At 61.9% G+C, this 24,496-nt stretch carries 22 protein-coding genes; 12 read left to right on the forward strand and 10 right to left on the reverse strand.

Annotation, left to right across the window (positions count from 1 at the left end; genetic code table 11):
- Positions 1 to 214 precede the first annotated feature (214 nt).
- The 3 genes from ISP15_RS14730 (at position 215) to ISP15_RS14740 (ending at position 2,138) form a co-directional block, all read left to right on the forward strand.
- Entirely contained in the window at positions 215 to 982 is a 768-nt protein-coding gene (locus ISP15_RS14730; RefSeq protein ID WP_404548394.1) for a sulfite exporter TauE/SafE family protein, read from the forward strand.
- 162 nt (positions 983 to 1,144) lie between these two features.
- On the forward strand, positions 1,145 to 1,816 hold the full coding sequence (locus ISP15_RS14735; protein WP_404548395.1) for a DUF4142 domain-containing protein: 672 nt from the start codon (positions 1,145 to 1,147) through the stop codon (positions 1,814 to 1,816).
- A 142-nt stretch (positions 1,817 to 1,958) separates the two neighbouring features.
- On the forward strand, positions 1,959 to 2,138 hold the full coding sequence (locus ISP15_RS14740; protein WP_404548396.1) for a CsbD family protein: 180 nt from the start codon (positions 1,959 to 1,961) through the stop codon (positions 2,136 to 2,138).
- A 372-nt stretch (positions 2,139 to 2,510) separates the two neighbouring features.
- On the opposite strand, the gene ISP15_RS14745 is transcribed toward ISP15_RS14740, so the two are convergent.
- The 3 genes from ISP15_RS14745 to ISP15_RS14755 all read right to left on the reverse strand — a co-directional run bounded on the left by ISP15_RS14745 (position 2,511) and on the right by ISP15_RS14755 (position 4,620).
- A complete protein-coding gene (locus tag ISP15_RS14745; protein WP_404548397.1) occupies positions 2,511 to 3,359 on the reverse strand; it encodes a hypothetical protein in 849 nt (282 codons plus the stop codon).
- A 40-nt stretch (positions 3,360 to 3,399) separates the two neighbouring features.
- The gene (locus tag ISP15_RS14750) at positions 3,400 to 3,543 is read right to left on the reverse strand and encodes a hypothetical protein (protein ID WP_404548399.1); all 144 of its coding nucleotides are present in this window, start codon (positions 3,541 to 3,543) and stop codon (positions 3,400 to 3,402) included.
- A 186-nt stretch (positions 3,544 to 3,729) separates the two neighbouring features.
- Positions 3,730 to 4,620 (reverse strand): SDR family oxidoreductase, encoded by an 891-nt coding sequence (locus ISP15_RS14755; RefSeq protein ID WP_404548400.1) that lies wholly within the window; start codon positions 4,618 to 4,620, stop codon positions 3,730 to 3,732.
- A 284-nt stretch (positions 4,621 to 4,904) separates the two neighbouring features.
- Between ISP15_RS14755 and ISP15_RS14760 the strand changes: the two genes are divergently transcribed.
- Positions 4,905 to 5,357, forward strand: coding sequence for a hypothetical protein (locus tag ISP15_RS14760; RefSeq protein ID WP_404548401.1), 453 nt, complete (start codon positions 4,905 to 4,907; stop codon positions 5,355 to 5,357).
- Positions 5,358 to 5,417: 60 nt separating this feature from the next.
- Here the strand turns inward: ISP15_RS14760 and ISP15_RS14765 are convergent, their stop codons facing one another.
- Positions 5,418 to 6,164, reverse strand: coding sequence for a CerR family C-terminal domain-containing protein (locus tag ISP15_RS14765; protein WP_404548402.1), 747 nt, complete (start codon positions 6,162 to 6,164; stop codon positions 5,418 to 5,420).
- Positions 6,165 to 6,262: 98 nt separating this feature from the next.
- Between ISP15_RS14765 and ISP15_RS14770 the strand changes: the two genes are divergently transcribed.
- The 3 genes from ISP15_RS14770 to ISP15_RS14780 are packed head-to-tail and all read left to right on the forward strand — an operon-like array spanning position 6,263 to position 10,472.
- Positions 6,263 to 7,390, forward strand: coding sequence for an HlyD family secretion protein (locus tag ISP15_RS14770; protein WP_404548403.1), 1,128 nt, complete (start codon positions 6,263 to 6,265; stop codon positions 7,388 to 7,390).
- Positions 7,380 to 8,963, forward strand: coding sequence for an MDR family MFS transporter (locus ISP15_RS14775; RefSeq protein ID WP_404548436.1), 1,584 nt, complete (start codon positions 7,380 to 7,382; stop codon positions 8,961 to 8,963). The genes ISP15_RS14770 and ISP15_RS14775 overlap by 11 nt, the downstream gene beginning before the upstream one ends.
- A gap of 12 nt (positions 8,964 to 8,975) precedes the next feature.
- The gene (locus ISP15_RS14780; protein ID WP_404548404.1) at positions 8,976 to 10,472 is read left to right on the forward strand and encodes an efflux transporter outer membrane subunit; all 1,497 of its coding nucleotides are present in this window, start codon (positions 8,976 to 8,978) and stop codon (positions 10,470 to 10,472) included.
- Between the two features lie 166 nt (positions 10,473 to 10,638).
- Here ISP15_RS14780 and ISP15_RS14785 read toward each other — a convergent pair whose 3' ends face one another.
- Complete coding sequence (locus ISP15_RS14785; protein WP_404548405.1) at positions 10,639 to 11,304, reverse strand: O-methyltransferase; 666 nt, start codon at positions 11,302 to 11,304, stop codon at positions 10,639 to 10,641.
- A 93-nt stretch (positions 11,305 to 11,397) separates the two neighbouring features.
- Between ISP15_RS14785 and ISP15_RS14790 the strand changes: the two genes are divergently transcribed.
- Positions 11,398 to 12,030: a TetR family transcriptional regulator gene (locus tag ISP15_RS14790; protein ID WP_404548406.1), complete on the forward strand. Its 633-nt coding sequence runs from the start codon at positions 11,398 to 11,400 to the stop codon at positions 12,028 to 12,030.
- A 123-nt stretch (positions 12,031 to 12,153) separates the two neighbouring features.
- Here ISP15_RS14790 and ISP15_RS14795 read toward each other — a convergent pair whose 3' ends face one another.
- Both ISP15_RS14795 and ISP15_RS14800 read right to left on the reverse strand, forming a co-directional pair.
- Complete coding sequence (locus ISP15_RS14795; protein ID WP_404548408.1) at positions 12,154 to 13,587, reverse strand: cytochrome-c peroxidase; 1,434 nt, start codon at positions 13,585 to 13,587, stop codon at positions 12,154 to 12,156.
- Positions 13,588 to 13,722: 135 nt separating this feature from the next.
- Complete coding sequence (locus ISP15_RS14800; RefSeq protein WP_404548409.1) at positions 13,723 to 15,465, reverse strand: phospholipase C; 1,743 nt, start codon at positions 15,463 to 15,465, stop codon at positions 13,723 to 13,725.
- Between the two features lie 238 nt (positions 15,466 to 15,703).
- Between ISP15_RS14800 and ISP15_RS14805 the strand changes: the two genes are divergently transcribed.
- Both ISP15_RS14805 and ISP15_RS14810 read left to right on the forward strand, forming a co-directional pair.
- Positions 15,704 to 15,967: a hypothetical protein gene (locus ISP15_RS14805; RefSeq protein WP_404548410.1), complete on the forward strand. Its 264-nt coding sequence runs from the start codon at positions 15,704 to 15,706 to the stop codon at positions 15,965 to 15,967.
- A gap of 76 nt (positions 15,968 to 16,043) precedes the next feature.
- Positions 16,044 to 17,873 (forward strand): hypothetical protein, encoded by a 1,830-nt coding sequence (locus ISP15_RS14810; protein WP_404548411.1) that lies wholly within the window; start codon positions 16,044 to 16,046, stop codon positions 17,871 to 17,873.
- Here ISP15_RS14810 and ISP15_RS14815 read toward each other — a convergent pair.
- Positions 17,867 to 18,508, reverse strand: coding sequence for a DUF6348 family protein (locus ISP15_RS14815; RefSeq protein WP_404548412.1), 642 nt, complete (start codon positions 18,506 to 18,508; stop codon positions 17,867 to 17,869). The genes ISP15_RS14810 and ISP15_RS14815 overlap by 7 nt on opposite strands.
- A 446-nt stretch (positions 18,509 to 18,954) precedes the next feature.
- On the opposite strand from ISP15_RS14815, the gene ISP15_RS14820 reads away from it, so the two are divergent.
- Both ISP15_RS14820 and ISP15_RS14825 read left to right on the forward strand, forming a co-directional pair.
- Entirely contained in the window at positions 18,955 to 20,394 is a 1,440-nt protein-coding gene (locus ISP15_RS14820) for a GH39 family glycosyl hydrolase (protein ID WP_404548413.1), read from the forward strand.
- 128 nt (positions 20,395 to 20,522) lie between these two features.
- Positions 20,523 to 21,377, forward strand: coding sequence for a PA4780 family RIO1-like protein kinase (locus ISP15_RS14825; RefSeq protein WP_404548414.1), 855 nt, complete (start codon positions 20,523 to 20,525; stop codon positions 21,375 to 21,377).
- A gap of 31 nt (positions 21,378 to 21,408) precedes the next feature.
- On the opposite strand, the gene ISP15_RS14830 is transcribed toward ISP15_RS14825, so the two are convergent.
- Together ISP15_RS14830 and ISP15_RS14835 are read right to left on the reverse strand one after the other, a co-directional pair.
- Entirely contained in the window at positions 21,409 to 22,146 is a 738-nt protein-coding gene (locus ISP15_RS14830; protein ID WP_404548415.1) for an rRNA pseudouridine synthase, read from the reverse strand.
- A gap of 233 nt (positions 22,147 to 22,379) precedes the next feature.
- Positions 22,380 to 24,071 (reverse strand): multicopper oxidase family protein, encoded by a 1,692-nt coding sequence (locus tag ISP15_RS14835; protein WP_404548416.1) that lies wholly within the window; start codon positions 24,069 to 24,071, stop codon positions 22,380 to 22,382.
- Positions 24,072 to 24,496: the final 425 nt, after the last annotated feature.

Raw genomic sequence — 24,496 nt, forward strand, 5'->3', positions numbered from 1 at the left:
CCGGCCCGCCGGCAGTACGCGGCTGCCCAGGGATGCTCTGATCCATGCTACGCACAACACACGCTGCGAGCCTTCTGGACATCATGCCGCCTACGTAGCATGGATCAGATCATCCCCAGGCAGCGACTCGATCGGAGGTGACTCCCTAAGGCCTGGCGATCCGGTGTTTACGCCACCATGCCAGCGTCTCGGGCAGACTCTGCGCATGCCATCCATGAGCATCGGCCAGCTCGTCCTGCTCGCCGCCATCGGCGTCGTGGTGGGGATCATCAACGCGATTGCTGGCGCGGGATCGCTGATTACCTTTCCGGCGCTGATCGCCTTCGGCTTGAACCCATTGGTCGCCAACGTCACCAATTGCGTCGGCGTTACCGCCGGCAACTTTTCCGCTACGGCGGCTTTCCGCCATGAGCTTCGCGGCCAGTGGCCCGCGCTTCGACGCATGCTGCTGGCCACGGCGCTGGGCTCGCTGGCCGGTGGCATCCTCCTGCTCACGCTGCCCAGCAAGATCTTCAATTTCATCGCGCCGTTATTGGTCGCGATCGGCTCCGTGATGACGCTGTTGCAGCCGTGGCTGGTGAAACGGATCCAGGCACGCCGTGCGCAAGCGAATGCGCACGCCCATGGCGCGAGCTTCCAGGTTTTCATTTTCCTGATCGCACTGTATGGCGGCTATTTCGGCAGCGGCATCGGGCTGCTGTTTTTCGCAGTACTCAGCATCTGGTTCGCCGATCGCGGCGCGCACCAGATCGATGGCATGAAGTCCGTGCTGCAGGGATTGTCGAACGGTTGCGCCGGCCTGCTGTTCTGCTTTATCGCGCCCGTGCATTGGCCGGCGGCCATCGTGCTCAGCTTGAGCGGGCTGCTGGGCGGCCCGCTCGGCGTCGTGCTGGCGCGCCGTGTGCCGGCCAAGCCGCTGCGCATGGGCATCGGTATCACCGGATTGGCGGCAGCCGTCCTCATCGCCATCCGCATCGCCTGAACCGCGCCCATGCCGAGGCGGATGGACCTGCGAGCTGGCAAGCCATTCATGTGGCCTGCGTAGACTTCCAGCGGAATGACGCAGCACCTGCGCATGTGTGGAGATTATCGTCACGCGCTTGCTTGGCGCGTCACGGCACTGTGATCACCAGAGGAGCACGACATGTCGAATCGAAACAGATATGGCACGCTGGCAGGCGCTTGGCTGCTTGCTGTGGCAAGCGCCGGCTTGGTGCAGGCAGGAACCGCCGCGCCGGGCGATGGCAAGCTTGGCGATGAGGACAGCAGCTTCCTGCGGCAGGCCGCGCAAGATGGCATGGCCATGGCACAGCTCGGGCAGCTTGCGTTGCAGCGATCTTCCGATCCGAAAGTGAAGCAGCTGGCGCAGCAACTGGTGGATGACCAGGGCAAGAACAGCGAGCAATTCAAAACGCTGGCGCAACGCAAGCACGTGACGCTACCCACCACCCTGGGCGCTGATGCGCAGAAGCAGGACAAGTCGCTGCAGGCCAAGCAAGGCAGTGCCTTTGATGAGGCCTGGTCCAAGGCCGTGGCCGATGATCAAAAGAAAACAGTGAAAGCGTTCACCCAGGAAAGCAAGCAAGCCAAGGATGCGGACGTCAAGCAGTTCGCCCAAGATAACGTGGCCGCGCTCAACCGTCGCATGCAAACCGCGCAGCAACTGGCGGAAATACCCCAGGCGCGCGATCAGGCCATGGATGATGCCATGAAGGCCGCTTCCAGCCCGATGAGTACGCCGACCGCCGGCATGTCGGGCGCAAGTGCCACGACCACGCCAGCCGAAGCGGGCGCAACGTCCGCGCTCAGACATTGAGCGCAAGGGTTTCCAACCGTTGCATGAATTGTTATGACGCGCTCAGCAACGTCGCGAAGGCTTTCACCGAATTTGCACCCTGGCGTGCCGCGCACGTGAGCATTCTGGACTCAACCGCAATGGTGCGGCGAGGAGGAAAGTGATGGACAAGAATCGCACTGAAGGCACGAAACACGAGATCAAGGGTGGCCTGAAAGAAGCCGCCGGCAAAGTAACCGGTAACCACGCCCGCGAGGCAGCCGGCAACATAGAGAAGAATGCCGGCAAGGTGCAGAAGGAAATCGGCAAGGCCAACGACGAAGCGAAGAAGCACCAGCATTGAAGCAACGGTACGCCAGGCACCAGCAAACGCCTGATGAATTAATTTTTTCGAAGGATTGATCGATGGAAGTCACGGCGACTTCGCAAGGGACTGAACAAAGAAAGGGCGCCAACCTCGGGTTGTGTCAAAACTGCCTTGGCGACCCAGAAAGCACGCTCCGCGAGGAGCGTGCTTTTTTATGGATGCGTTGATCTCAGGCGGCTTGCAGGTCTCCGATCAACGGCGCGGTGCTATAGATCATGACGACAATGCCCTCGATCTGCGAGGGCATTGTCTTCCAACGAGCGAAGCTACAGCCAGGTCGATTTACGAGTTTTGACACAGGCTGAAGTTGGCGCCCTTTCTTTTCATCTGGCGTACCAGCAGCTCAAGTCAATGCAGGCCGGTGCGTACAGTATTCCCGTTGTACGCACGCAGGTGATAGACGCGATGTACATGGCCTGCGCCCAGGTGGCCGCCAATCACCGCGGCGATCAGGCCCAGGAACACGCTCAGGAACAAGATCCACAGGGCGCATGCGGCGTAGTGGGCCGCACGATCGGCGCGGCTCTTCGCATCCATGCGCGCGGCCTGCACGTCGGGTGCGATCGTAGCCAGGATGCGCGCGCCATCGGCCGAGCTGGTGCCGTTGTTGGCAGCGAAAAGATTGGCGGCGACATCGTCGCGGCCGGCCAGCAGCGCCGCCACGATGCTGCCGCTGGCGGCCCGATCATGGGCGTTGAGGTGGGCGGTCACATCCGCCTGCAATACCGCCAGCGACCCATTGCCAAGCAAGGCCTGCGGTCCGGACGCCATGGGTGCTTCCGCGGAGGGCGGCGGCGGCGGCGCGTTGCCGCCTGAAGGGCCTCGTCCGTGCGCGGCAAGACCCAATGCGAGCCACAATGCGGCGGCGGTGACCGACAGGCCCCACACCGTTGCGCCATGCAACGTACCTACCGTGCGGTCGTCATGCGCGGCGGTCCAGCTGGCGAACATGCCACCCAGCCACAAAGCGACGATCCACGAGAGAACCAGCCAGATCGCGGTACCGGCGCCGATACCCTTCGCGCTCGCCGACAGGTCCCACGCATTGAAGAAAGAAAATCCCAGTGCCAGACCACCCAGGTACAACAAAGCGACGATGCCTGTGGCGACCAGCCATCCAGCAAAAACCGCGCGGAAGCTAACGGATGCGAATCGGCTCTCCGAGGTGTTCATCTGAGCCACTACCACGTCTGCCATGGCCGTTCTCCTTGCCTATGCGGAAAAATGGTGTCGTGCGTCAGGCGCAACCGCGCAACAGCGCGATCAGGATCAGTACGGGGATCGGCACGCCCAGCAACCAGAGCAATACATAGCCGATACCGCCGCGCTGGCGCCGGGGAGCGTTCGATGATGATTCGTCTTGCCGGTTGGTCGGATCCACGGGCTTGCTCCTGTCGGCCTGGAATAATGGGATTGCAACGTTTTCCTCGCCGTACAAAGACGCCGCCAGGCAGTGCCCATGTACGTGCGCAGCACCCTAACTACGCTGGCCACGGTGAGAGGTACGTGCAAGTGGCGTGGCGCCCGCCGTCATGCCACCCACGGGCGTGACGACGCCACGCCCAGGTCATCGATCGCCCAGCCCATACACCTGCCCGCCTTCGCCCGCGCGATATAACGTGCCGCGTGGCGCCTCGGCGCGGCGATCCTTTTGCTGCTTGTCGGCAAGCTTGGCGGAAAACTTGTCCGCCAGCGCCGGCAGTACTTTGGAGGTCAGGGTATTGATCGAGGCCATGGCGCCCACGGTGACATGGCGACCGCCCTCTTCGGCTGCCTTGAGGATCGCCTCGGCCACCTTCTGCGGATCGATGCGCGGGGAAGGCAGCTTGGGTTCTTGCTGCATGTAGTTGCGCGCGTGCTGCGGATAGGGCGTATTCACGGCCGTGGGCTGGATAAGCGTGATGGACACGTCGCTCTTTTCCACTTCCTCCACTTCCACGCGCAGCGCATCGGTAAAGCCCTTCACCGCATGCTTTGATGCCGAATACATGCCCTGGTACGGCACCACGGCATCGGATACCTCGCTGCCCACATTGATCAGCGCGCCGCCCTGGGTACGCAAATACGGCAAGGCGGCGAGCGAACCGTTCACCACGCCCCAGAAGTTGATATCAAAAAGCTTGCGGCTGTCCTGTTCGCTGACCTCGGACAATTTTCCGTAAATCGCCACGCCGGCATTATTTACCCAGGTATGGATGCCGCCGAACGCGGCGACAGCTTCGTCCGCCAGCATTTTCAGCTGGTCCGGATCGCTGACGTCAGTGGGAATGGCCCTGGCGATACCGCCGTGCTGGTGGATATGGGCAGCGATATCGTGCAGTGTGTCCTCGCTGCGGGCCGCGACGATAACCTTGGCGCCACGTTCGGCAGCGAGCAAGGCCGTGCACAGGCCGATGCCGCTGGAAGCACCGGTAATAACGATGACTTGTTCATTGAGCGGACGATGTCTGCGCGCCATGGGAGATCTCCTGCTTTTAATGCGCGCCTTTCTCCCGACAATGGAAGATGACGCGCTACTTCGTTATAGATGACTCATCATGGGCGGAACGTGGTGAATCGCGCAGCTAGCCTCCGTGATAGTGCGGTGAGCAGCGATCGAGCGCGAGCGTGGCGCCATGACATGCGCACGACGATGCTGAAAGCCAGGCCGTCGTTACACTGCGCCATAACCCACTATTGCCGCATGGCTCACGTGCTCGCGGTTAGCGTGTATCTACCTACTGTTTTCAGGAGTGGAACACCATGCGTGCAACTCAGGCAACACTCTCAGCGCTGGCGCTTTGCGGCGCGCTTGCAGCCGGCCAGGCTTTCGCCCAAACCTCGGGCAGCGCGGGCGGCACGTCCGCTGGCGGCCAGGCAGGCGGTGCCCAGCAAGGCACCATGCAAGGCAACCCTGCGCAAACCACGCCGCAGCAGCAGACCTCGCCACAGCAAGGTGCCACGCAAAACGGTGGCATGAACAATGGCGGCATGTCGGGAAGCGGCAGCGGGACCAATGGCAATAGCAACGGCAGCTACAACAGCAACGGCAGCCGCTCTTCCAGTCACAGCCATTCGCACAGAAGCAACTCGAGCAGCAACGGCTCCAGTACCAGTCCCTCCAATGGCGGAACAAACAACGGTGGCGTCAGCAACGGTGGCATGGATTCCAGCAACGGAAGCAGTTCGCCGACATCGGGCGGTTCCGGCCACTGATTTTTCCGATCGTTGAGCGTGCGCCGGCATCGCGAGCAGGATGCCGGCGTACTTTTGTGCTTAGACCGATCGGGTGGCGGACTGCAGCTTGCGTCCGCCGCCTGCCGCCGGAACGGCAACCCAGCTGTGCAACAAGGTGCGTGTCTGCGCCAGTATCACGTCCTTGATCAGGGCGCCCTTGGTGGCATCGATTTCCCTCCAGCCAAGCACCTCCAGACAGGCGCCAGGCGGATAGTGGAACGACAGGATTTGCCCCTTCAGCGTAAGCAGCCGGATGCGCGTGACCGGATCATCCGGCGCCAGGCCGCTGATGCGTGCCAGCAAACCGAGGGTAACCCTGTTCAAGGGCTGGCGCAGATGCTTGCGCAATAGCTTGGATGCCACGTCCGGCGCTTCACCCGCCAGTTCCCGGCCAATGAGCTGGCCTTTCGACGCATGCGAGGGCGTCAGCATGCTGTCCACCATCGCTGCCTGGATTCCGATGAACGCTTCGATCAGCGTTTCCGTATCGCTGTCGGCTTTTTTCAGCGCAGCGCTGGCGTAGCGCATGGCGGGCGCGAAGCGCGCCTTCAGTTCATGGGTGATGTATTCGGCGCAGGCCTGGTAAAGGCCTTCCTTGCTCTGGAAGTAGTACTGCAGCGCCGGAGCATTCACGCCGGCGGCGGCGGCGATGTCGCGCGTGGAAGCGCCGGCGAAGCCATGCTCGCCGAATAACTCCAGCGCCGCGGCGATGATGCGTTGGCGTGTTTCATCGCCACGCGCATAGCCTCCGGCAGAAGGACGGCGAGGGCGCTTGGTCTGGCTCATGCGGGTTTTCTCCTGCTCACCCCTGCGAAGGTACCCTTTGACAAATTTATTCCAATCGGAATAAATATTCCACCTGGAATAATTTTGGACGACAGCGCATGCCCGCTCCCACCGGTCCCACACCTGGCGACGTGTCGAACGCGGCTGCCGCTCCTTCCGCGCGCCGGTCGAAAGTGCGGCGGATTCTTCTACCCGTAGGCCTGGTGCTGGCTATCGTGGCGGTGATTGCGCTGGCCTATTGGTGGATCGTCGGCCGTTTCATGCAAAGCACCGACGATGCGTATTTGCAGGCAGACAGCGTCACCGTGGCGCCGAAAGTCAGCGGCTACGTCACCGATGTCTACGTGGGCGACAACGCCACGGTAAAGGCGGGCGATCCGTTGGTGCGCCTCGATAGCCGGCAGTATCGGGCCGCCTTGAACCAGGCCCGGGCAACGGTCGACGCGCGCAAGGCGGATATTCAGCGGGCGCAGGCGGGCATGGTGCAGCAACGCGCCGCCATCGAGCAGGCCAGGGCCCAGTGGCAGGCAGCCCAGGTCAGCAGTCGCCATGCGGAAGACGAGGTGCGCCGCTACGGTCCGCTGGCCAAAAGCGGCGCGGAAAGCGGCGATCAGCTGTCGGTGCTGGTCAGCAATCGCGATCAGGCGCGCGCCAACCTGGCGGCCGACATCGCCGCCGTCGACCAGGCCCAGGCGAGAATGGCCGATCTGACCGCGCAGATCGCCCAGGCGCGCGCGCAGCTGGAGGCCGCGCAGGCATCCGCACAGCAATCACAACTGGATTTGCAGGACACGCTGGTTCGCAGTTCGCTGGCTGGCCGCGTGGGTGACCGCAGTGTGCGCGTCGGGCAGTACGCGCAGCCGGGTACGCGCATGATGACGGTGGTGCCGGTGCAGAACGTCTACCTCACCGCCAACTTCAAGGAAACGCAGATCGGCCGCATGCGCGCGGGCCAGTCGGCAACCATCCACGTGGATGCCTTGCCGGACGCGAAACTGCATGGCGTGGTCGAAAGCTTCGCGCCGGGCACCGGTTCGGAATTTGCGCTGCTGCCGCCGGAAAACGCCACCGGCAACTTCACCAAGATCGTGCAGCGCGTGCCGGTGCGCATTCGCCTGGACGCGGATGAGCAAACGCGCAAGTTGCTGATGCCGGGACTGTCGGTCACGGTGGACGTGGATACGCGCCCGGGGCGGGACGACCCGGCAGGCGACCATCATGGCTGAAGCGGCCGCCGCGCCGGCCAGCCATCCCGAGCGCGCCACGGTAGCGGACTGGATCGCCGTGGCGGCCGGCTCGCTTGGCGCATTGATGGCCACGCTCGATATTTCCATCACCAACTCCGCCTTGCCGCAAATCCAGGGCGAGATCGGCGCGACCGGCACCGAAGGCACCTGGATCTCGACCGGCTACCTGATGTCGGAAATCGTGATCATTCCGCTCGCCGCATGGCTGACGCGGGTGTTCGGCCTGCGCAACTTCCTGCTCAGCTGCGCGGTGCTGTTCATCCTGTTCTCGATGATGTGCGGACTGTCGCATACGCTGATGGCGATGATCATCGGGCGTATCGGCCAGGGCCTTACCGGCGGCGCGATGATACCGACCGCGCAGACCATCATCCGCAGCCGCCTGCCGATGTCGCAACTGCCGGTGGGCATGACCGCGTTCGGCCTGATCGTATTGCTCGGACCATTGCTGGGCCCGGTGCTCGGCGGTTGGCTGACGGAAAACATCAGCTGGAGCTGGTGCTTTTTCATCAACCTGCCAGTGTGCATCGGGCTGATCACGCTGCTCATGGCCGGCTTGCCTTCGGATCGGCCCCATTGGGAGGCGCTGCGGCAGGCGGACTGGCTGGGCATCGTGGGTCTGTCGGCCGGACTCAGTTCGTTGACGGTGGTGCTGGAGGAAGGGCAGCGCGAACGCTGGTTCGAGTCGGACCTGATCATCTGGCTCAGCTTGCTATCGCTGTTCGGCATGGTGCTGATCGCCATTTCGCAATTCACCGCCAAGCGGCCCGTGATGCGGCTGAGCTTGCTGCGCAATCCACGCTATGCAAGCGTGATCCTCATCGTGGTGGTGGTCGGCGCGGCACTGTATGGGGTGATCTACCTGATTCCGCAGTTCCTGGGCCTGATCGCCGGCTATAACGCGGAACAGTCCGGCTGGGTGATGCTGGTGTCGGGCGTGCCCGCGTTCCTGATGATGCCGATCCTGCCGCGCCTGCTCGGCAAGGTGGATTTCCGTTTCCTGGTCATTACCGGCCTGCTGTGCTTCGTGAGCAGCTGCATGCTGGATATCCATCTGACCGCGCAGAGCGTCGGCCACGATTTCTTCTGGTCGCAATTGATCCGCGGCGCGGGCCAGATGCTGGCGATGATGCCGCTGAACCAGGCCTCGATGGCCGCGGTGTCGCGCGAGGAATCGGGCGATGCGGCCGGCATCTACAACATGGCGCGCAATCTTGGCGGTTCGATCGGCCTGGCGATCATCGGCACGGTGATCGACCGGCGCAATACGTTCCATGTAGCCACCATCCGCGAATCGCTGACCGCCAATTCCGTACTGGGCCAGGATCGCATTGCCGCCAACGCCGCCAGCTGGTTTGCGCAAACCGGGGACCTGGCGTACTCGCGCATGCGCGCGCTCGGCCAACTGGCCGGACAGATCCAGCAACAGGCGATGGTGATCACCTATTCGGAGGTGTTCTACCTGCTCGGCATCGCGCTGCTGTGCTGCGTTCCGCTTGCCTTGCTGCTGAAGACGCCCAGTTATCACGCGCCGGCAGCCGGTGGCCACTGAGGAAATCCCGACATGTCCGCTTTTCCTTTCCCTTCCTCGCGCGCCCGGTTGCTTGCGCTGCTCGCTTCGCTCACGACATTGACGGGCTGCACGGTCGGCCCCGATTACCGCGGCGCGCCAAGCGTCGCCGGCGGTGGTGCCAATACCTTCGTGCGTGCACCGGACACCGGCATCGTGGCGGCCCACGCGCCGAGCACGTGGTGGATCGCGCTCGGTGACCCCAAATTGGATGCGCTGATCGTGCAGGCCATGGCGCACAACCAGGATTTGCGCGCAGCCCAGGCGCGCTTGCGCGAATCGCGCGCGCAGCTGCAACAGCAGCAGGCCGCCGCGCTGCCGAAGGTGTCGACCGATGCGGCCGCCTTGCGCATGCGCGAGCCGGATCTTTCAGGACTGCAATCCCTGCAATCCGATACCAGCCCTGGCACGCAACCGGGGCAGCCGTCGTCCGGCACGAATGCATCGCAAGGACGCGGGCCGTTGCAGTTCTATTCCGCAGGCTTCGATGCATCGTGGGAGATCGATTTGTTTGGCGGCACGCGCCGCGCCATCGAAGCCGCGTCCGCGCAGGCAGACGCCGTCGACGCTGACCTGGCCGATACGCAGGTTTCCCTGGCGGCCGAGGTGGCCCAGGCATATATCAATTTGCGCGATCAGCAACAGCGGCTTGCGCTTGCCAATCGGTCGGCCGAACTGGAACAGCAGACGCTCGCCTTGATCCGGCAGCGTCGCGCGCGCGGCGTGGTTACCGATGCGGACGTGGAACGGCAGGCCACGCAGGTGGAAAACACCCGGGCCACGCTGATTCCGCTCGACGAGCAGATCACCGAATCGCTCGACCAGCTCGCCGTGCTCACGGGGCAACCTCCCGGTGCACTGGACCAGCAGTTATCCACGCCGGCGCCGTTGCCGGTACTGCCCGTGTCGGTACCCATCGACAATCCGGCCACCCTGTTGCGGCAACGTCCGGACATCCGTGCCGCCGAACGCCGGCTCGCCGCGAGCAATGCGCAAATCGGCGAGCGCACCGCCGATCTGTTTCCCAAGGTGACCATGCTCGGATTCATTGGCTCCAATGCCGCCGATCCGGGACACCTTGCCCGCAAAAGCGCGCTCACCTGGCTGGGCGCGCCGTACCTGCAATGGGACATCCTGGATTTCGGCCGTACCCGCGGCGGCATTCGCCAGGCCGAAGCCAGCCGCGACGAAGCAACCGCGCGCTACACGCAAACCGTGCTCGCCGCGCTGCAGGATGCCAACAGTGCATTGTCCCGCTACGGCCATCAGCGCGAGCGTGTCGCGCGCCTGCAACAAATCCAGGCCTCGGCCGACCGTTCCGCCGCATTGATGCGCCAACGCTACGATGCCGGTGCTTCATCGTTGATCGATCTGCTCGATACGCAACGCGGGCAATTCAGCGCACAGCAGAATCTGGTCGAAGGCAAGGCCGATCTGCTGAAAGATTACGTCTCGTTGCAGAAGAGCCTGGGGCTGGGCTGGGCCAAGTAGCGTAAAAAGCTTCGTTCGCCAAAGGTGCCGGTAGCGGCCCGTCATGCTGCAACCCTGGACCGGAACCACTGGGCCAGCTGCGTGTTTTCTGTCCGCCACCGGCTCGATTCGCTGCGCGTCGGCGAGCGGCCGGCTACGCTCGCAGCCGCGCTGAAAGCATCGGCGATCAACCGATCCGCATGGACAACTCAACGTCTTCGGCAAACGGCGTGGACAAGTAGCCATGGACAGGCGAGCGCACGCGCGCGAGATACTCGGGGCTGTAATCGGCGTTGTCGGCGACGATGAGCGCGCCCGGTCGCAGGCGGCTCTCCACGAGATCCAGGATCTCCGGGTAAAGCGCCTTGGCGCCATCGAGCAACAGCAAATCGATCGTTTCGGGAAGATCGACGCTCAGCGTCTGCAGCGCATCGCCTTGCCGGATTTCCACCAGATCGATGAGGCCCCCTGCGGTGAGGTTATTGCGGGCCCGCACCACCTTGGAGGCTTCGAATTCGCTGGTGATCAGCCGTCCGCCGCCGTTGTCCCTCAGGGCCGCGGCAAGATGCAAGGTCGAGATGCCGAACGAGGTGCCGAATTCGACGATGGTGCGCGCCCTGCAGCTTCGCGCGAGCATGTAGAGCAATATGCCGGTCTCGCGCGAAACAGCGAGCGGAAAATCCTTAAGGCTGCCGTAGAAGTCGAGATAGTCGTGCTTGCTCCGCATCAGGCGCTCCCGTTCTTCGGAAGAGAGCTGCGCCATGGCGGGGCTCATGACGGGCGAAGCCGTATCGGCCTCTTCGAACAAACGGTGCAGCAAGGGAGCAAGGGGAAGGGTGGTCAGGGTGGTCATGCAAGTCTCCGATACAAAAAAGTGCGTGTGTATTTGCGCCGGATTAGAATGCGACCCATTCGTCAGGTTTGCTATTCGCATTGCCGCGCTCTCATGACTGCCCGCCAAAACCCGAAGATTTCCTCGCGAAAACAGCCTAAACAGGCCCGTTCCACGGAGCTTGTCGCCTTCATTCTGGAAGCGGCAGCTCAGGTTTTGGCTGAGGAAGGTGCGCCGCGTTTCACCACGGCGCGGGTGGCCGAGAAGGCCGGGGTCAGTATCGGATCGCTGTATCAGTATTTTCCGAACAAGGCGGCGATCCTGTTTCGGCTGCAAAGCGACGAATGGCGCCAGACATCGACCCTGCTGCACGACATTCTCACGGACACAGGCAAGCGGCCGCCTGAGCGCCTGCGCCTGCTGGTCCATGCCTTCATCCGCTCGGAATGCGAGGAGGCGGCGATGCGCGTGGCGCTCAATGATGCGGCACCTCTTTATCGCGATGCGCCCGAGGCGCGGGAGGCGAGGGCGGCGGGAGATCGCATTGTCCAGGCCTTTATGCGGGAAGCCTTGCCAGAAGCCTCCGCGGCCACTCGTGCCTTGGCCGGCGACCTGATCACCACGACGCTCAGCGCGGTGGGCAAGCAGTTTTCGGAGAGCCCCCGCACGCCAGCGGAGATCGAGACCTACGCCGATGCGATGGCCGATATGCTTTGCGCCTATCTACAGAAGGTCCATGGCGGCTGATGGGCGTTAGCCCTGCAAAAAGAGCCCGCATGGGGTGATCCCGTAGTGAACCGCCGCGGGCACGCGGGCGTGGCTGTTTTATTTCCTGCGGGTGCGCGGGCCAAAGAAAGCCGCCGATTCGCACTATTCGCTTGAGCGGGTAGCATGACTCGGCTGGCGCCGCCCTTGCTGGTAACCATCGTCCAGCGTGTGGAGGAAGGCGATGATGTCCCGGATGTCCTGGGTGGTGAGCGGCGGGGCATCGCCAGCATGGCGATCGAAAGGGGCGTCGGTGGTGTCCACGTTGCCCTGATAAGCCACGGGTATATCGTTGTATAGCTCCAGCTTGCCGTGTGCATCGTGCGGATAGATTTTTTGCGGGGCGACGTTGCGCAAATTGTAGAAATCCAATACCTGCGTCAGTGAATGGTAGATGCCGTTGTGGAAGAACACGGCGCGCTTGTCCACGTTGCGCAAAGTGGGTGTGAGGAACATGCCGCAGTATTGCGTCTGGCGCGCGAGGTCCTTGCGGAAGGGGCCGCAGATACCAAGATCGTAGTAATGCGGATCGCGGTTGAGCATGAGCGTGTCATTGCGCGGTACGCCCAATGCTTCGTATTGAGTGTCGGTGAACAAGGGCGGCAAGCCATCGCGACTCGGCTGGCTGAGATGGCAGCCGGCGCAGTTGCCTCGCTTGGGGTCGTTGAAAGCGCGCAGTCCACGCAGTTCCGCCGGAGTCAGTCGTGCCTGTCCTTGCAGCCATGCGTCGTACTTGCTGGTGAACGGATGAAAAGATGCGTCTTCGATCTGGAAGCGGCCGATGGCAAACATCGCCTCGGAAACCAGTTGCTGCGGATCATGCAGGATGCCAGGCCCGAACAGCTGCGCGAATCTTTGCCGATAGCGGCTTCGCATCAATTTATTCGCCACCTCGTCGATGCTGGCGTTGGCCATTTCCACCGGATTGAGCAGGGGCAGATAAGCCTGCCGTTGCAGCGAATCGGCGCGACCGTCCCAGAACAAACCGCCTTGTGCCACCATCGCGGGCGCCGCTGGCGCCATGCCGGCCTGCTTGGTTGCACGCGGATCGCCGCGCACGGATGCGGCGATCGCATTCAGGTCGGGCGCCACATCGTTGTCGGCGGGATCCGGCCCGATGCTGAAAGGCGGCTGCCGATATAAATAGGCCAGCGAGAGCGGCGGGCGATAACCGGCCTGGTGCAGATCCTTCCCACCTTGCTGCACGGTCAGCGCATTGGGCGGGTTGTAACCGTATGCCGGACTATGGCAGGAAGCGCAGGACTGCCCTCCCGAGCCCGACAACATCGGATCGAAGAACAGCGATTTGCCCAGCAATGCGACCGCGCTCAGCGGGTTCGCCTGCGGCAATTTCAGAGAGACAGGATGTGGGTTGATGCCGCTGTCATCGGCGGCGTCGCCTTGTGGTTTCGTGGCCTGTTCGAGAAACGCATAGCTGGTGAGCCAGCTGCATGCGCACGCCAGGCCAAGCAGGAGTTTGAAAAGCAACAACGGCTGGCGCGGTGCCGGTGCGCGCGTAGGCGGAGATGGTGAAGTCAAAAGCATGTCCAGGGCGATGGCGTACGGGCGCGACAGGGCCGACAGCAACACCGCTGCCGCATGACATGTCATGCGGCAGCGGCGGTTCACTTGCATGGGCAGGACCAAACCCACGGTCCACGTTCGAGCCGGCGATCAGGAATGCCAGGGCGAGCGTTTATCGGCAACCGGCGTACCCAGGCCCGGATCGAGGAACAGCGGCGGGGCCAGCTCAAACGGGCGGCGGCTGAAATCGAACATACCCATGATGCTACCGGTGATGGCATCGTTTGAACCCTGGCCGATGCGCTCGCCGCGGAGCCAATTGTCCTCGATGAAGCGCACCACCGAGGCCTGCGTGATGCGGGTGTCATCCACATAATTGACGCGCGCATAAGGCGAGATCACCAGGAACGGCGTGCGCGTACCGGGACCGCAGCGGCCGTTGACAGTGCCGCCATTCACGCCCACGCCCTGCTTGGCACCCGGCGCGTTGCAGACCCCCGGCGCATTGAGCTGGTCGGCGCCGATCACCGTGCCTTGCGGCGTGGTGGCATCGAACGACGATGTGCTGGGCGGCGCATAACGATGGTCGTACCAGCCATCGGAGTCGTCATAGGTGATGATGACGGCGGTGCTATCCCAATCGGGCTGCTGCTGCAGGAAGTTGAGCACCTTCACCACGAACGATTGCTCATCCAACGGATCGGAATTGCCAGGGTGTGCATCGTCCACCGCGGGCGGCTTGATATAGCTGACCGACGGGAAGTTGCCCGACGATACGGCGTTGAAGAAATCGTTCACATCGTATTCGTGGTGAACGGGTGTGGAGGTGCTGTCCTTCTGGTCCGTGTAACCGACTTCGGAAGTCGAGGTGGGACGTGTGTGCGCCGGATTGGAAGTGCTTGCGTAATACTGGAACCAGTTGTGATGCGGCGTGTAATCGGTCTCGGTGGCATCCAGCACGCTCGAATAGGTGCTGCGCTTGCAACCGGTAGTGCCGTTCTCGTTCACCGCGGCCAGGTCGAAGCCACCCATGAAGCCGCCCCAGGTGATGTGGTGGGCATTGAGCAGGTCGCCGATGTTCCTGGATGTCATCGACACCGTGCTGCTGGTCGACGAGCAGGTGTCATACGCCGGATCGGTATCGCCGATCAGGCTCAGGCCGCCACGGCCGTCGGGAATGGTCGAGGCCGAGCCCAGCACTACCCTGGCGCCGTTATTGGTGCCCGATACCACGGCGATCGCACCCGGCGTCGAGGGACCATAGGTATCGGTATAGGCGTTGTCGTTCATGGCGAAGTTCTGCGCGTAATTCCACATCGCCGTGACGGTGTTGCCGTCGAAGTAGCCCATCACCAGGCCATGCGTACCGAACGCGCCGGTGGTGGTCACCGTGTTGTTACCCGTATAGGCGGGAAAGCGGTCGGCGGCGCCGTCGTCATACGCCAGCTGCTCCGGCGTATAGCTGTGATTCTGGCCTTCGGTATTGGCCTGGGTGCGATCAAGCCGGAAAGGGTTCACCGCGTTGACGCCATTGATCGGGTTGAGCTTGTTCGGATTGTCGTTCAGCAGCGCCGGCGACAGGCCATCGACGTGGGGTGTCCATGGCTTGGCTTTGAATGCCGGTTCGCCGGATGGATTCGCCGCCACGGGATAGGTACCGAAGTAGTGATCGAAAGAACGGTTTTCGTCGAAGATCACCACCAGATGCTTGATCGGCGTGGCGGTGGGGATTTGATCTTGCGGTGACCGTCCGGCGCCATGCCAGGGAGAATGCGCAGAGAAATCGGCGTTCTGATTCGAGCCTGGATCGACCTGGGCATAGGCCAGCGTGAATCCCATCAGGGCGATCGACGCCGGCAGGAATGCCTTGCGAAACCTACGAAGACTAAACATGTGAAAACTCCTGGAGTGAGTACGACGACAAGGGTTGGTACAGCACCCATTTCTGCGGATTCCCCCTTACGACAGGCCATGGGCCGCGTTGGCACCGCGCAGCCTGTGGCATGCTCTGGATTGAACCACTCGGATATGAAAGTTCCGGGACAGCGGCGCGGGCCTGGGGCGGCCTGAGAGGCTTGCCCAACTTTTTCGTGCTGGTTCAAGCATTTCCGGGAGAACTGCGGAGCGCAGCATGTCGGGCCTCGTCCATATCGACGAGCTTCACGCCCAGCTCGGGTGCATGAGCGCGTTCCCGGTCCAGGTGGGTGGCTTGCCGGTCAATGCGAGACGTTCTTCAACCTTTGCCTCAACGCGCGTTGCGCCAGAGGACTCGCTTGGAGATATGCACAGGCCTGCGCCGAACAGCACGGAAAAGTGGACGATGGACGCCGGCAGGATGACCAAGGCGTTCTACGATAAAGCCGACAGGGAAATGCCGGTCGAGCAGGCCGTCTAACGCAAACGTGCAGCACGGAGTGATGCGCCATGCGGGTGGCGGTTCATCAACTCCATCATTCAATCAGGGGAATGGCGTGTCCAAACGTATTGTTGGTGCTGTTGCCGCCAAGGCGCATCTGGCGCCTGGCGCCTACTTGTCCAAGTCGCTGCCCCCGCCACGATGCTTTGCGCTGGCTCCGCTATACGATCACCTCGTTACGCGCCACGTCGAGATCAAATTCTTGAATGATGACGGCACGCTTGGCGACGCCACGCTGCCGGCCTTTTTCGCGGCGGTTGATGTCGAACTTTGGGCACGACAATTCCTTGGCGACCTGGATCATTTCCTGGCCGCTTTGAACCCGGCCGAACGTGAGGGTCAGTCGGAGCGCGCCATGCTTGCCCGTGCCATCGACAGCAAGCAGGCCATCGTGTCGGGCATCGTTGGCCAGCTGCAAAGTGTGTTTGACTGTTCGGCCTGTGAAACCGATCCGGATTACCAGCAAGCCTTGCAAGCGGCGCGCGCTACGCTCGTGCAGCAGCTGCAACTTGGCCTGAGCAAGGGCTACGACCTTCCGGTGATCGTCCAGCACGATGTCGCCAGCACAGCGCGGCCCGGTGAGAGCGAGGTTTGCATGCAGATACCTGCGCCATTGCGCACCTATCCAGCATTGCCTAGCGTCGTCGAACAAACGGCAGTAGCCAGCTTCGATCCGCCGAATGGCTTGCGACAGCTCTCCCTGTGGACCTACAGGCTTGGCCTTGCACACGAGTTCGCGCCGCAGGACACGCTGCGGGTGACCACCGAATTCAATCTGCAGCGCGGGGTGTCCCGGCGACAGATCCCGGCTTCCGGCCCCGACCTGTTCAGCGCCATGGCGCAATACATGGCAGTTGCCGAAAAACTGCGGAAGTTGCTCAGTGTCCCGCCGGAACCTAAATCAGGCGAAAGAGCCTTTTATGTGAACGCAAGCCAGACTTTTGCCGACCTCGTGGCGGCGGTTGCCAAACAGTGGCGCATTCGTCCGCCGCACAAGAGCGCAAGCCTGCCTGAAAATGATTTCGTTGCCGGGATCAGCCATACGTTCGGCCTGCGTGTGGCGTATTCGAAAAGCAGGCAAGCCATCGAAAGCGTATCCCTCACCCGCGAGCCGCCAACGGCTGGAGCGGAGAAAGAGTGGCCTGAGTTAGAAGTGCTGCTTGAAGACGGCCGCCGCGTGCCGTTTCTGGCGCAGACGCCGGATCCGTCGAGCCTTGCCGCCGTTTACGTACCGGCGAATGGTTCGGAGGTTCCTGCGTTCGCCCGGCAAACCTTTCAACTGGCGTGGAGCGGCCTTAACGTATCGACGTTCCAGAATGCACGCTCCCGCATGTCCATCGTGCGCAACGAAAGCCTTCTTTACGATCCGTTGTGCCCGGAAAACGCTACACCGCGCACGAATCCCGTGTTCCTGCTCAGAACCGCAGAAGAGGTGGCAGGCAACAGCGTCGCTCCCTTGATTGAACGAAACGATGCGCAGGACATGGAGGGTGCGAATCTGCACGAGGCACTGGAAAGCGCGTTCCAATCCCTGTTTCCGTCGGACAGCCTGCTGGCAACTGCACCGGTTACATGCCAGCTTGATTACTGCTACGAACTGGCCTTTGGCGATGGCTTGCCCGATGGCAATGCACCGGGCCGCGTCCGGATGCCGGTCGTGTTTTATCCGGATAAGCCGTTGCCCGGAATGGCCCGGGCGCTCGCCAACGCGGGCCAGGAATGGATCGACAGCTATCAGCCCGCTCATGAAGGAGCAGGCTGGATACTTAACATCGTCCTTCATTCGGGCCTTGAGCCAGCGATGCACCCTTTAATCAAGGCAGATGTGTTCTATCGAATCGAAGAACAGCCGCCAAGGACCCATGCCGGGGCGCGGGTTCAGTAGTCGCGAATATCCAGCGCTATAAAGCAATGCGCGCTATAGGCTTGCCCGGTCGACGGCCAAGCCAGCTGGCCCAGCAGGCGATCGCCGCCCGGCCACGGCTGGTTATCCAGTAACGCCTCGGTAACCATCGAGCCGTCATCGGCGCGGCGAAGGAACAGGCGGACCCAATGCAAGTGACCGCCCAGCGATTCGTTGCGCAGGGCATCTTGCAAGCCCGACAACAAACTTTCGGGCGCAGCCAGGTCATCACGGCTGAACGCCAATGGGCCAATGAATACATCCCAGCTGCGCATGCCAAGCTCCCAGCTTTGCAACCGAATGCGCCGGTCATCGGTGACGTACCAGCATGCGGCCAATAGCACGTACAAGACGTTGCGTTCGAATGCGTTCAATGCATCGCGCACGCCGGCGTCTCCACGTCCATGGCCGGCAACGCTTTCCTCGATATGGCGTTCCTCGCTGATCACCACATCCACATCCAGCCGGCCCGGCGCGCCTTCGGCGCCTTCCTGCCAGCTCGCCCGCACGGCGGGAAAGTCGCCGTCAGTCACCAGCCAGTCTTCATCCAATTCCAGTTCCACGCCGTGGCGCTCGAACAGGCGAAGCAAATCAGCTTGCACGGTGTTGCCGTTCATCGGGTAACTCCTGAAAGGTAAGGCGAGGACGGTGCATGATAACGAGCATCCTTAAGTCCTTGGGGCGGGAGGGGCCAGCCCGAAGAAAAAGGTCCGGAAGCTTCTGCGCGCTGGCGGGATTGCATCGCGGCTGATCGACCTGCGATTTCGGTAGCAACGAAGCGTCGCGAACAAGCGGGCTAGCGTTCCAAACAGGAGCAGGGCCACGACCATTCGAAAGCACGTGGGCGGCCAGAGAGCGGTTGAGTCGCCATGTGCTCTGCGTGCTACGGAGAGATATCGAGCCGCCTTGGCAGCAAGCCGAAGGCCATCACTGCCAATACCATGTGAAACCGGCAAGGAAAGCACGCTTTGCAGGCTCGAACAGAGACTGCGACATGGCATTCACATTAGCGCGAGCATCGTCCCACGGATTCGAATGCCCTGACCATAAAGGTGAACCTTCGATGGCGGTCCAATTCAGCGCCACGCTAAATGCCAAGGCCACAGCACTGCCGCATTTCTGGGAACATACGGTTGGCAGCGGCCATGCGACGCTAGCGCTACGCGCGGATTGGCAATCGCAGATCAAGCGCGTGCACGAGGAACTTGGCATCCGGCACGTTCGCTTTCACGGCATTCTTTCCGATGACATGAGCACCCTCACCGTTGAGGGCGAGCATGCGATCTATTCTTTTTTCAACGCCGACCAGATCTTTGATTTTTTGCTTTCGATAGGCATGAAGCCATTCGTGGAGCTGAGCTTCATGCCGTCCGCGCTCGCCTCGGGAGATAAGACCGCTTTCCACTATCGCGCGAATGTTACGGGGCCAAAAGACCTCGCCCGGTGGTCGGTATTGATCCGCAAGCTGGTCAGGCATTGGATCGATCGATACGGCTTGGCCGAAGTCCGGCAGTGGTATTTCGAGGTGTGGAATGAACCCAATCTCACCGTATTCGGCAGCGGCAAGCAAGACGACTATTTTGAGCTGTATCGCTATACGGCCGAAGCTATCAAGGCCATGGACGCTTCTTTGAAGGTGGGCGGGCCGGCAACTGCCGATAACGCATGGATCGCCGATTTCATGGGCTTCTGTGCGCAGCAACAGGTCGCGTATGACTTCATCAGCACGCATCACTATCCGACCGATTCCTTTGGCAAGCCCGACGACGACACCGTCACGCAACTTGCGGACAGCAAGCGCAGTGTCCTTCGCGAAGAAGCGCGCGAGGTCCGCCGCCAGGCAGGAGAGCGGCCGGTGTATTACACGGAATGGTGTACCTCCTCCAATCCGCGCGACGCCATGCATGATGATCCCTATGCCGCGGCGTTTATCGTCAAGACCGTGATGGAGGCGCAGGGCCTGGTCCAGGGCTACAGTTACTGGGCGTTCTCGGACATCTTTGAGGAAAATTACTTTCCATCGCAGCCGTTCCAGGGAGGCTTCGGCTTACTGACGATCCATGGCGTGGCCAAACCTTCCTTTCGTGCTTACGAACTGCTGCATGGGCTTGGCACGGAAACAGTTCCCGTGCATGGCCAGCACGAGACGGTCGATGCATGGCTCATTCGCGGTGCCGATTTCGCCACGGTATTGCTTACTAACTTTGCCCTGCCACGCCACCCCATAGAAAGCCAATCGGTTTCTTTCCTCATCGATCAGCTTCCCGAACACGCGACGGCTACCATTCGGCGGATAGATCACGAGCATGCAAACGCCAAGCGTCGCTGGGAGCAAATGGGCAAGCCCGACTATCTCAGTTCCAGCATGGTGGCCGAGCTGCATGAAGCGTCGCGCATGGAAGAGACCAAGCTGGAAATTGGAAGGCAAGGGGACCGCTGTGAATGGCTGATTGAGATGCCTCCCCAGTCGGTAGCCGCCATCCGCTTGCAATACGGGCGGTGACACGCCTTGCCGGAGCAGGTGCGCTGCATGCACGCAAATCCATGTCCTGATGGCCAGCCCTGCCAAAAAGATGCGAAAATTTATAATTAATGGCCGCCCTCGCAGCGGCGACTGCCCCCAGAGACTCCGTGAAGACCCCTCCAAGCTTGCAGGCGCTGATCGATGACGGCGTTATTGATGAAGTGCTGCGGCCACTTAAGAGCGGCAAAGAAGCCGCGGTCTATGTCGTGCGCAGCGGCAACGAAGTGCGGTGTGCGAAGGTCTACAAAGACATGGCACAGCGCAGCTTCCAGCAGCGCGTGCAGTATCAGGAAGGTCGCAAGATACGGGGCAGTCGGGAAGCGCGTGCGATCGGCAAGGCCAGCAAGTATGGGCGCAAGCAGCAGGAAGTCGCCTGGAAGAACGCCGAGGTTGATGCGCTCTACCAATTGCGCGCCGCGGGCATGCGCGTGCCTGAGCCGTATGGCTATTTCCACGGCGTACTGGTGATGGAGCTGGTCACCGACGCCGAAGGTTTCTCCGCGCCACGCCTGGGTGAGGTTGAACTCAGCGCGGAGCAGGCGCGTGACTACCACCGCGTGCTGGTGCGGCAGGTGGTGCTGATGCTGTGCTGCGGGCTGATTCACGGCGATCTGTCCGCCTACAACGTACTGGTTGGTCCGGATGGGCCGGTGGTCATTGATTTCCCGCAAGTGGTCAGTGCCAGCGGCAACAATGCGGCGCGCACGATGCTGCTGCGTGACGTCAACAACCTCACTGCACACCTTGGACGTTGGGCACCCGAGCTGCTGGAGACGTGGTACGGCGAGGAAATCTGGGCGCTGTTCCAGGCCGGCGAGTTGCGTCCCGATACCGAGCTGACCGGCGAGTTCACGCCAGACGAAACCGAGGTCGACCTCGACAGCATCCGCCAATCCATCAATGATGCACGCGAAGAGGCGCTAATCCGGCAGCAAGGCCGCGAGGCGGCAGCGGAAGACTAGGGCCTGTCAGCAGCCTCGGCGCATGCCGGACTCAGAATTTCTCGCCCATCGGCAGATAGCGCCACATGCCCGGCGGCATCGCGCCGTTCGGGCCTTTGCCCAACGCGATCCTGCCGATGCGCAATCGGCGGATCGACACGATGCCCAGCCCGACCTGTCCGCACATGTCGCGCAACTGTCCGTCTTGCACGCCCTTGATCGCGAAGCGCAGGCGCGTCTCGTTCTGCCAACTGACTTTGCACGGCGGCAACGCACGACCGTTGAAACGCAGGCCGTGGTTGAGCCGGCGCAGGCCGTCCGGCGCGATCTCACCGCTGGTTTCGACGATGTATTCGTGCTCGATGACGCCGGCGTCCTCGGTCAGGCGGCGCCGTATCCGGCCATCCTGGGTCAGCACCACCAGGCCACTGGCCTCGGCGTCCAGCGATACCGGTGACGTCAAACGATGGAAATGGCGTCGCAGCAGACGTTCGCCACTGGGATCATCGGCCCAGCGTGTCGCCGGCGTCACCAGGGTCCTGGCGCACTTGTCGCCGTCGGTTACGTCGACGCCTGGTGGCTTGTGCATCAAGATCGTGGCCGGCTCTACCGCTTGCCGTCGAGCATCGGGGGCGAGTTCGACCCGCTCGACGGTTACCTTGTGTTGCGGTGCCTCGATCACCTGCCCATCCACCGACACCCAGCCGTTCCGGATGAACTGCTCGGCTTCGGCACGCGAGCGGCCGAACAGCTCGGAGACACGATGAGCGAGCCGGACGGGAGCGGACATAGGAATAGCCAGGGAAACGAGACGCGCAGTGTACGACCGGAACGTCTCGACGTTCGGAAAGACGACTGCTTCGGGGAGGGCCGGGCGATAGCGCCGCGCAACGCATCCAGGCTCGACCGGGAAACGCACCGCAATTGCGCCCGCGCTCCCCGGCGCGGGCTGCAAAGTTCCAAGCGCATCTATGAAACAGGAAATCTATTCAAGGACCCTGACGCCACGCCGCCAGGGTTGGGCTAGTGATCATTGCTCGCCGAGCTGCGCGACACCACGCGGATGATATTCATCATGCCCAGGTCTTCGTGGCCGAGGATATGGCAATGGAATACGAAATCGCCCACATCCGGTCCGCGAAAATCCATGCGCACTTTGACGCTGGGATAAGGATGCTGCGGATTGCCATCCCAGTACGGCACCTGCACCGTATCCAGGTACTGGCCGGTCACGCCGGGAGCCTGTTGCGAGCCATTGGTTTCGAAATTGTCTTGCGATTCGACCAGGAAATGAATCTGGTGGATATGGAATTCGTGGTTTTCCGTGGTGCGGTTCTGAATCACCCATTCCTCCACCGTGCCCTGGGTTGCCACGATATCCGGCGGCATATCGGGGTCAAAGATATGCTCGGGTTTGCCTTCCACCGCCATGTAAAAGGCGGGCGGTTTTTGATCGAAATAAATCGTCCTGAGCTGGGCCACCTTGGCTTGCGCCAAGCCCCCGAACCGTTGATGGCCGACACTTTCCCCGGTGAAGGCCGGCAAGCGATCCAAAGCTAGGCCCGCAGGTTGCGGCATTCGCCCGTCTACCGTCTGTATCGTTGCCAGGGGACGCGCGGGGTCGTTACCGAAGGAAGAGTTGGTATCGATCTTCTGCGTAACCAACTGGGCCAGGTTCACGCTCTGCGGCGGTGCGTCCACGATAAATTCGGCACGCCCCGCCGGCGGCAGCACGATTTGCTCAAGCCCGATCGGGGCGCCCGGCCGCTTGCCATCCTGGGAGCCGATCGCCACACCGTCGCGCGCCACCAATTGCATGGTTTGCGCTTTTCCGTCCCATAGGTAACTCAGATTAAGGATCGTATCCGCGGATGCGTTGGCGACGCGCCAGAATTGCTTCTCGCCGCGCTGCATCAGCAACACCGCAGGCACGAATTGGGTCGAGGTGGCGCTGGTGGGCGACGTGATCGGCACGTAATTGAGCGTCACATCCCAGGAAGGAACGCTTCCGCCAGCCTTAACGCCCGTCGGTATCGTCTGATCACGCACCACCAGCACGCGCTGACGCATTCCCGCCACAGCCGATTGCACATCTTCGATGCCGTCCACGACGATCGCACCGGCTGCGCCACCTTGCACGATCGACTCCGATATGCCGTGGATATGCGGGTGATACCAATACAGTCCAGGCGGTTCGTTGCTGGGAAACTTCACGTTGTATTGAAACGTCTGGCCTGCATTGACCAATGTCTTGATCACATCATCCTGATGGCAGGAGGGCGAGACATTGGCGCCATGGAAATGAAGGTTGACGGAGGAGCTGTCCATCACCGCCGCACCGCAATGCGGCCCGCTGAGCGCCATGATTTCGGTGCCCGGGGGTACATTGTTGGTCAAGGTGATTTGCAGGCTATCGCCCGGACGGACATGCAAAACGGGATTTTGCTTGCCGTCCGGCGTCATGAAGCAATAGAGCGTGCGGCCCGTTTCATCCTGCCGGCTCTGATAGGAAAAACGCACGCGCAATACGCCATCGTGGCTGTAAAGCGCCGACTCCGGCGCAACTACGCTGCCCGCCGCAGGACGGGAACACGGATTATCGACGGGAGCAACGGGCTGTGGATGATCGGTCGATTGCGCGCTGACGCTGCTCGCCGCAAATACCGTGAAGAAGATCGAAAGCCCATAACAGAACAACCCACTACGTGGACGCATGCGAACGACCCCCTAACAACTGGATTCAATGGCAACGGATTGGCAACGGCATCGGCCAGGCAGTGCAAGATCAGGCATGGCTCCCCAGCAAGATCTTCGTTGCGTCAGCCTGGCGGCTCAAAGCGGAAGGTACTGTTGCAGCGCAGGCGTGCAACGCATGTGAACCGGCGCTGCGGAGCTTAGCCGGATCGCTGCGTCTGCGGCCGAGGTTGGAGGCGCGTGGCCACGGGCGCCTTCGGCGGGCAGTCCGGCCAGTTACTTTGCTACAACCATCTGCAAACCCGCTATCTGGAAACCGAATTGCAGCGTGACTAACTATCCGGATATTCCGGACGGTTCGAGAGGAGGGCGGCCGCAAGGTACGACGCCACATCGATCACTACAACCTCGATGCAATGCTCGCCCCGGTTACCGAATGAGAGCGG

Origin of the sequence: Dyella jejuensis (assembly GCF_044904675.1) — a bacterium.
GTDB lineage: Bacteria > Pseudomonadota > Gammaproteobacteria > Xanthomonadales > Rhodanobacteraceae > Dyella_B > Dyella_B jejuensis.

What these genes read in the sequence shown, in the direction of transcription:
- ISP15_RS14730 (WP_404548394.1), top strand. Translation starts at nt 215, where the DNA reads ATGAGCATCGGCCAGCTCGTCCTGCTCGCCGCCATCGGCGTCGTGGTG.
- ISP15_RS14735 (WP_404548395.1), top strand. Translation starts at nt 1,145, where the DNA reads ATGTCGAATCGAAACAGATATGGCACGCTGGCAGGCGCTTGGCTGCTT.
- ISP15_RS14740 (WP_404548396.1), top strand. Translation starts at nt 1,959, where the DNA reads ATGGACAAGAATCGCACTGAAGGCACGAAACACGAGATCAAGGGTGGC.
- ISP15_RS14745 (WP_404548397.1), bottom strand. Translation starts at nt 3,359, where the DNA reads ATGGCAGACGTGGTAGTGGCTCAGATGAACACCTCGGAGAGCCGATTC.
- ISP15_RS14755 (WP_404548400.1), bottom strand. Translation starts at nt 4,620, where the DNA reads ATGGCGCGCAGACATCGTCCGCTCAATGAACAAGTCATCGTTATTACC.
- ISP15_RS14760 (WP_404548401.1), top strand. Translation starts at nt 4,905, where the DNA reads ATGCGTGCAACTCAGGCAACACTCTCAGCGCTGGCGCTTTGCGGCGCG.
- ISP15_RS14765 (WP_404548402.1), bottom strand. Translation starts at nt 6,164, where the DNA reads ATGAGCCAGACCAAGCGCCCTCGCCGTCCTTCTGCCGGAGGCTATGCG.
- ISP15_RS14770 (WP_404548403.1), top strand. Translation starts at nt 6,263, where the DNA reads ATGCCCGCTCCCACCGGTCCCACACCTGGCGACGTGTCGAACGCGGCT.
- ISP15_RS14780 (WP_404548404.1), top strand. Translation starts at nt 8,976, where the DNA reads ATGTCCGCTTTTCCTTTCCCTTCCTCGCGCGCCCGGTTGCTTGCGCTG.
- ISP15_RS14785 (WP_404548405.1), bottom strand. Translation starts at nt 11,304, where the DNA reads ATGACCACCCTGACCACCCTTCCCCTTGCTCCCTTGCTGCACCGTTTG.
- ISP15_RS14790 (WP_404548406.1), top strand. Translation starts at nt 11,398, where the DNA reads ATGACTGCCCGCCAAAACCCGAAGATTTCCTCGCGAAAACAGCCTAAA.
- ISP15_RS14800 (WP_404548409.1), bottom strand. Translation starts at nt 15,465, where the DNA reads ATGTTTAGTCTTCGTAGGTTTCGCAAGGCATTCCTGCCGGCGTCGATC.
- ISP15_RS14805 (WP_404548410.1), top strand. Translation starts at nt 15,704, where the DNA reads ATGTCGGGCCTCGTCCATATCGACGAGCTTCACGCCCAGCTCGGGTGC.
- ISP15_RS14815 (WP_404548412.1), bottom strand. Translation starts at nt 18,508, where the DNA reads ATGAACGGCAACACCGTGCAAGCTGATTTGCTTCGCCTGTTCGAGCGC.
- ISP15_RS14820 (WP_404548413.1), top strand. Translation starts at nt 18,955, where the DNA reads ATGGCGGTCCAATTCAGCGCCACGCTAAATGCCAAGGCCACAGCACTG.
- ISP15_RS14830 (WP_404548415.1), bottom strand. Translation starts at nt 22,146, where the DNA reads ATGTCCGCTCCCGTCCGGCTCGCTCATCGTGTCTCCGAGCTGTTCGGC.
- ISP15_RS14835 (WP_404548416.1), bottom strand. Translation starts at nt 24,071, where the DNA reads ATGCGTCCACGTAGTGGGTTGTTCTGTTATGGGCTTTCGATCTTCTTC.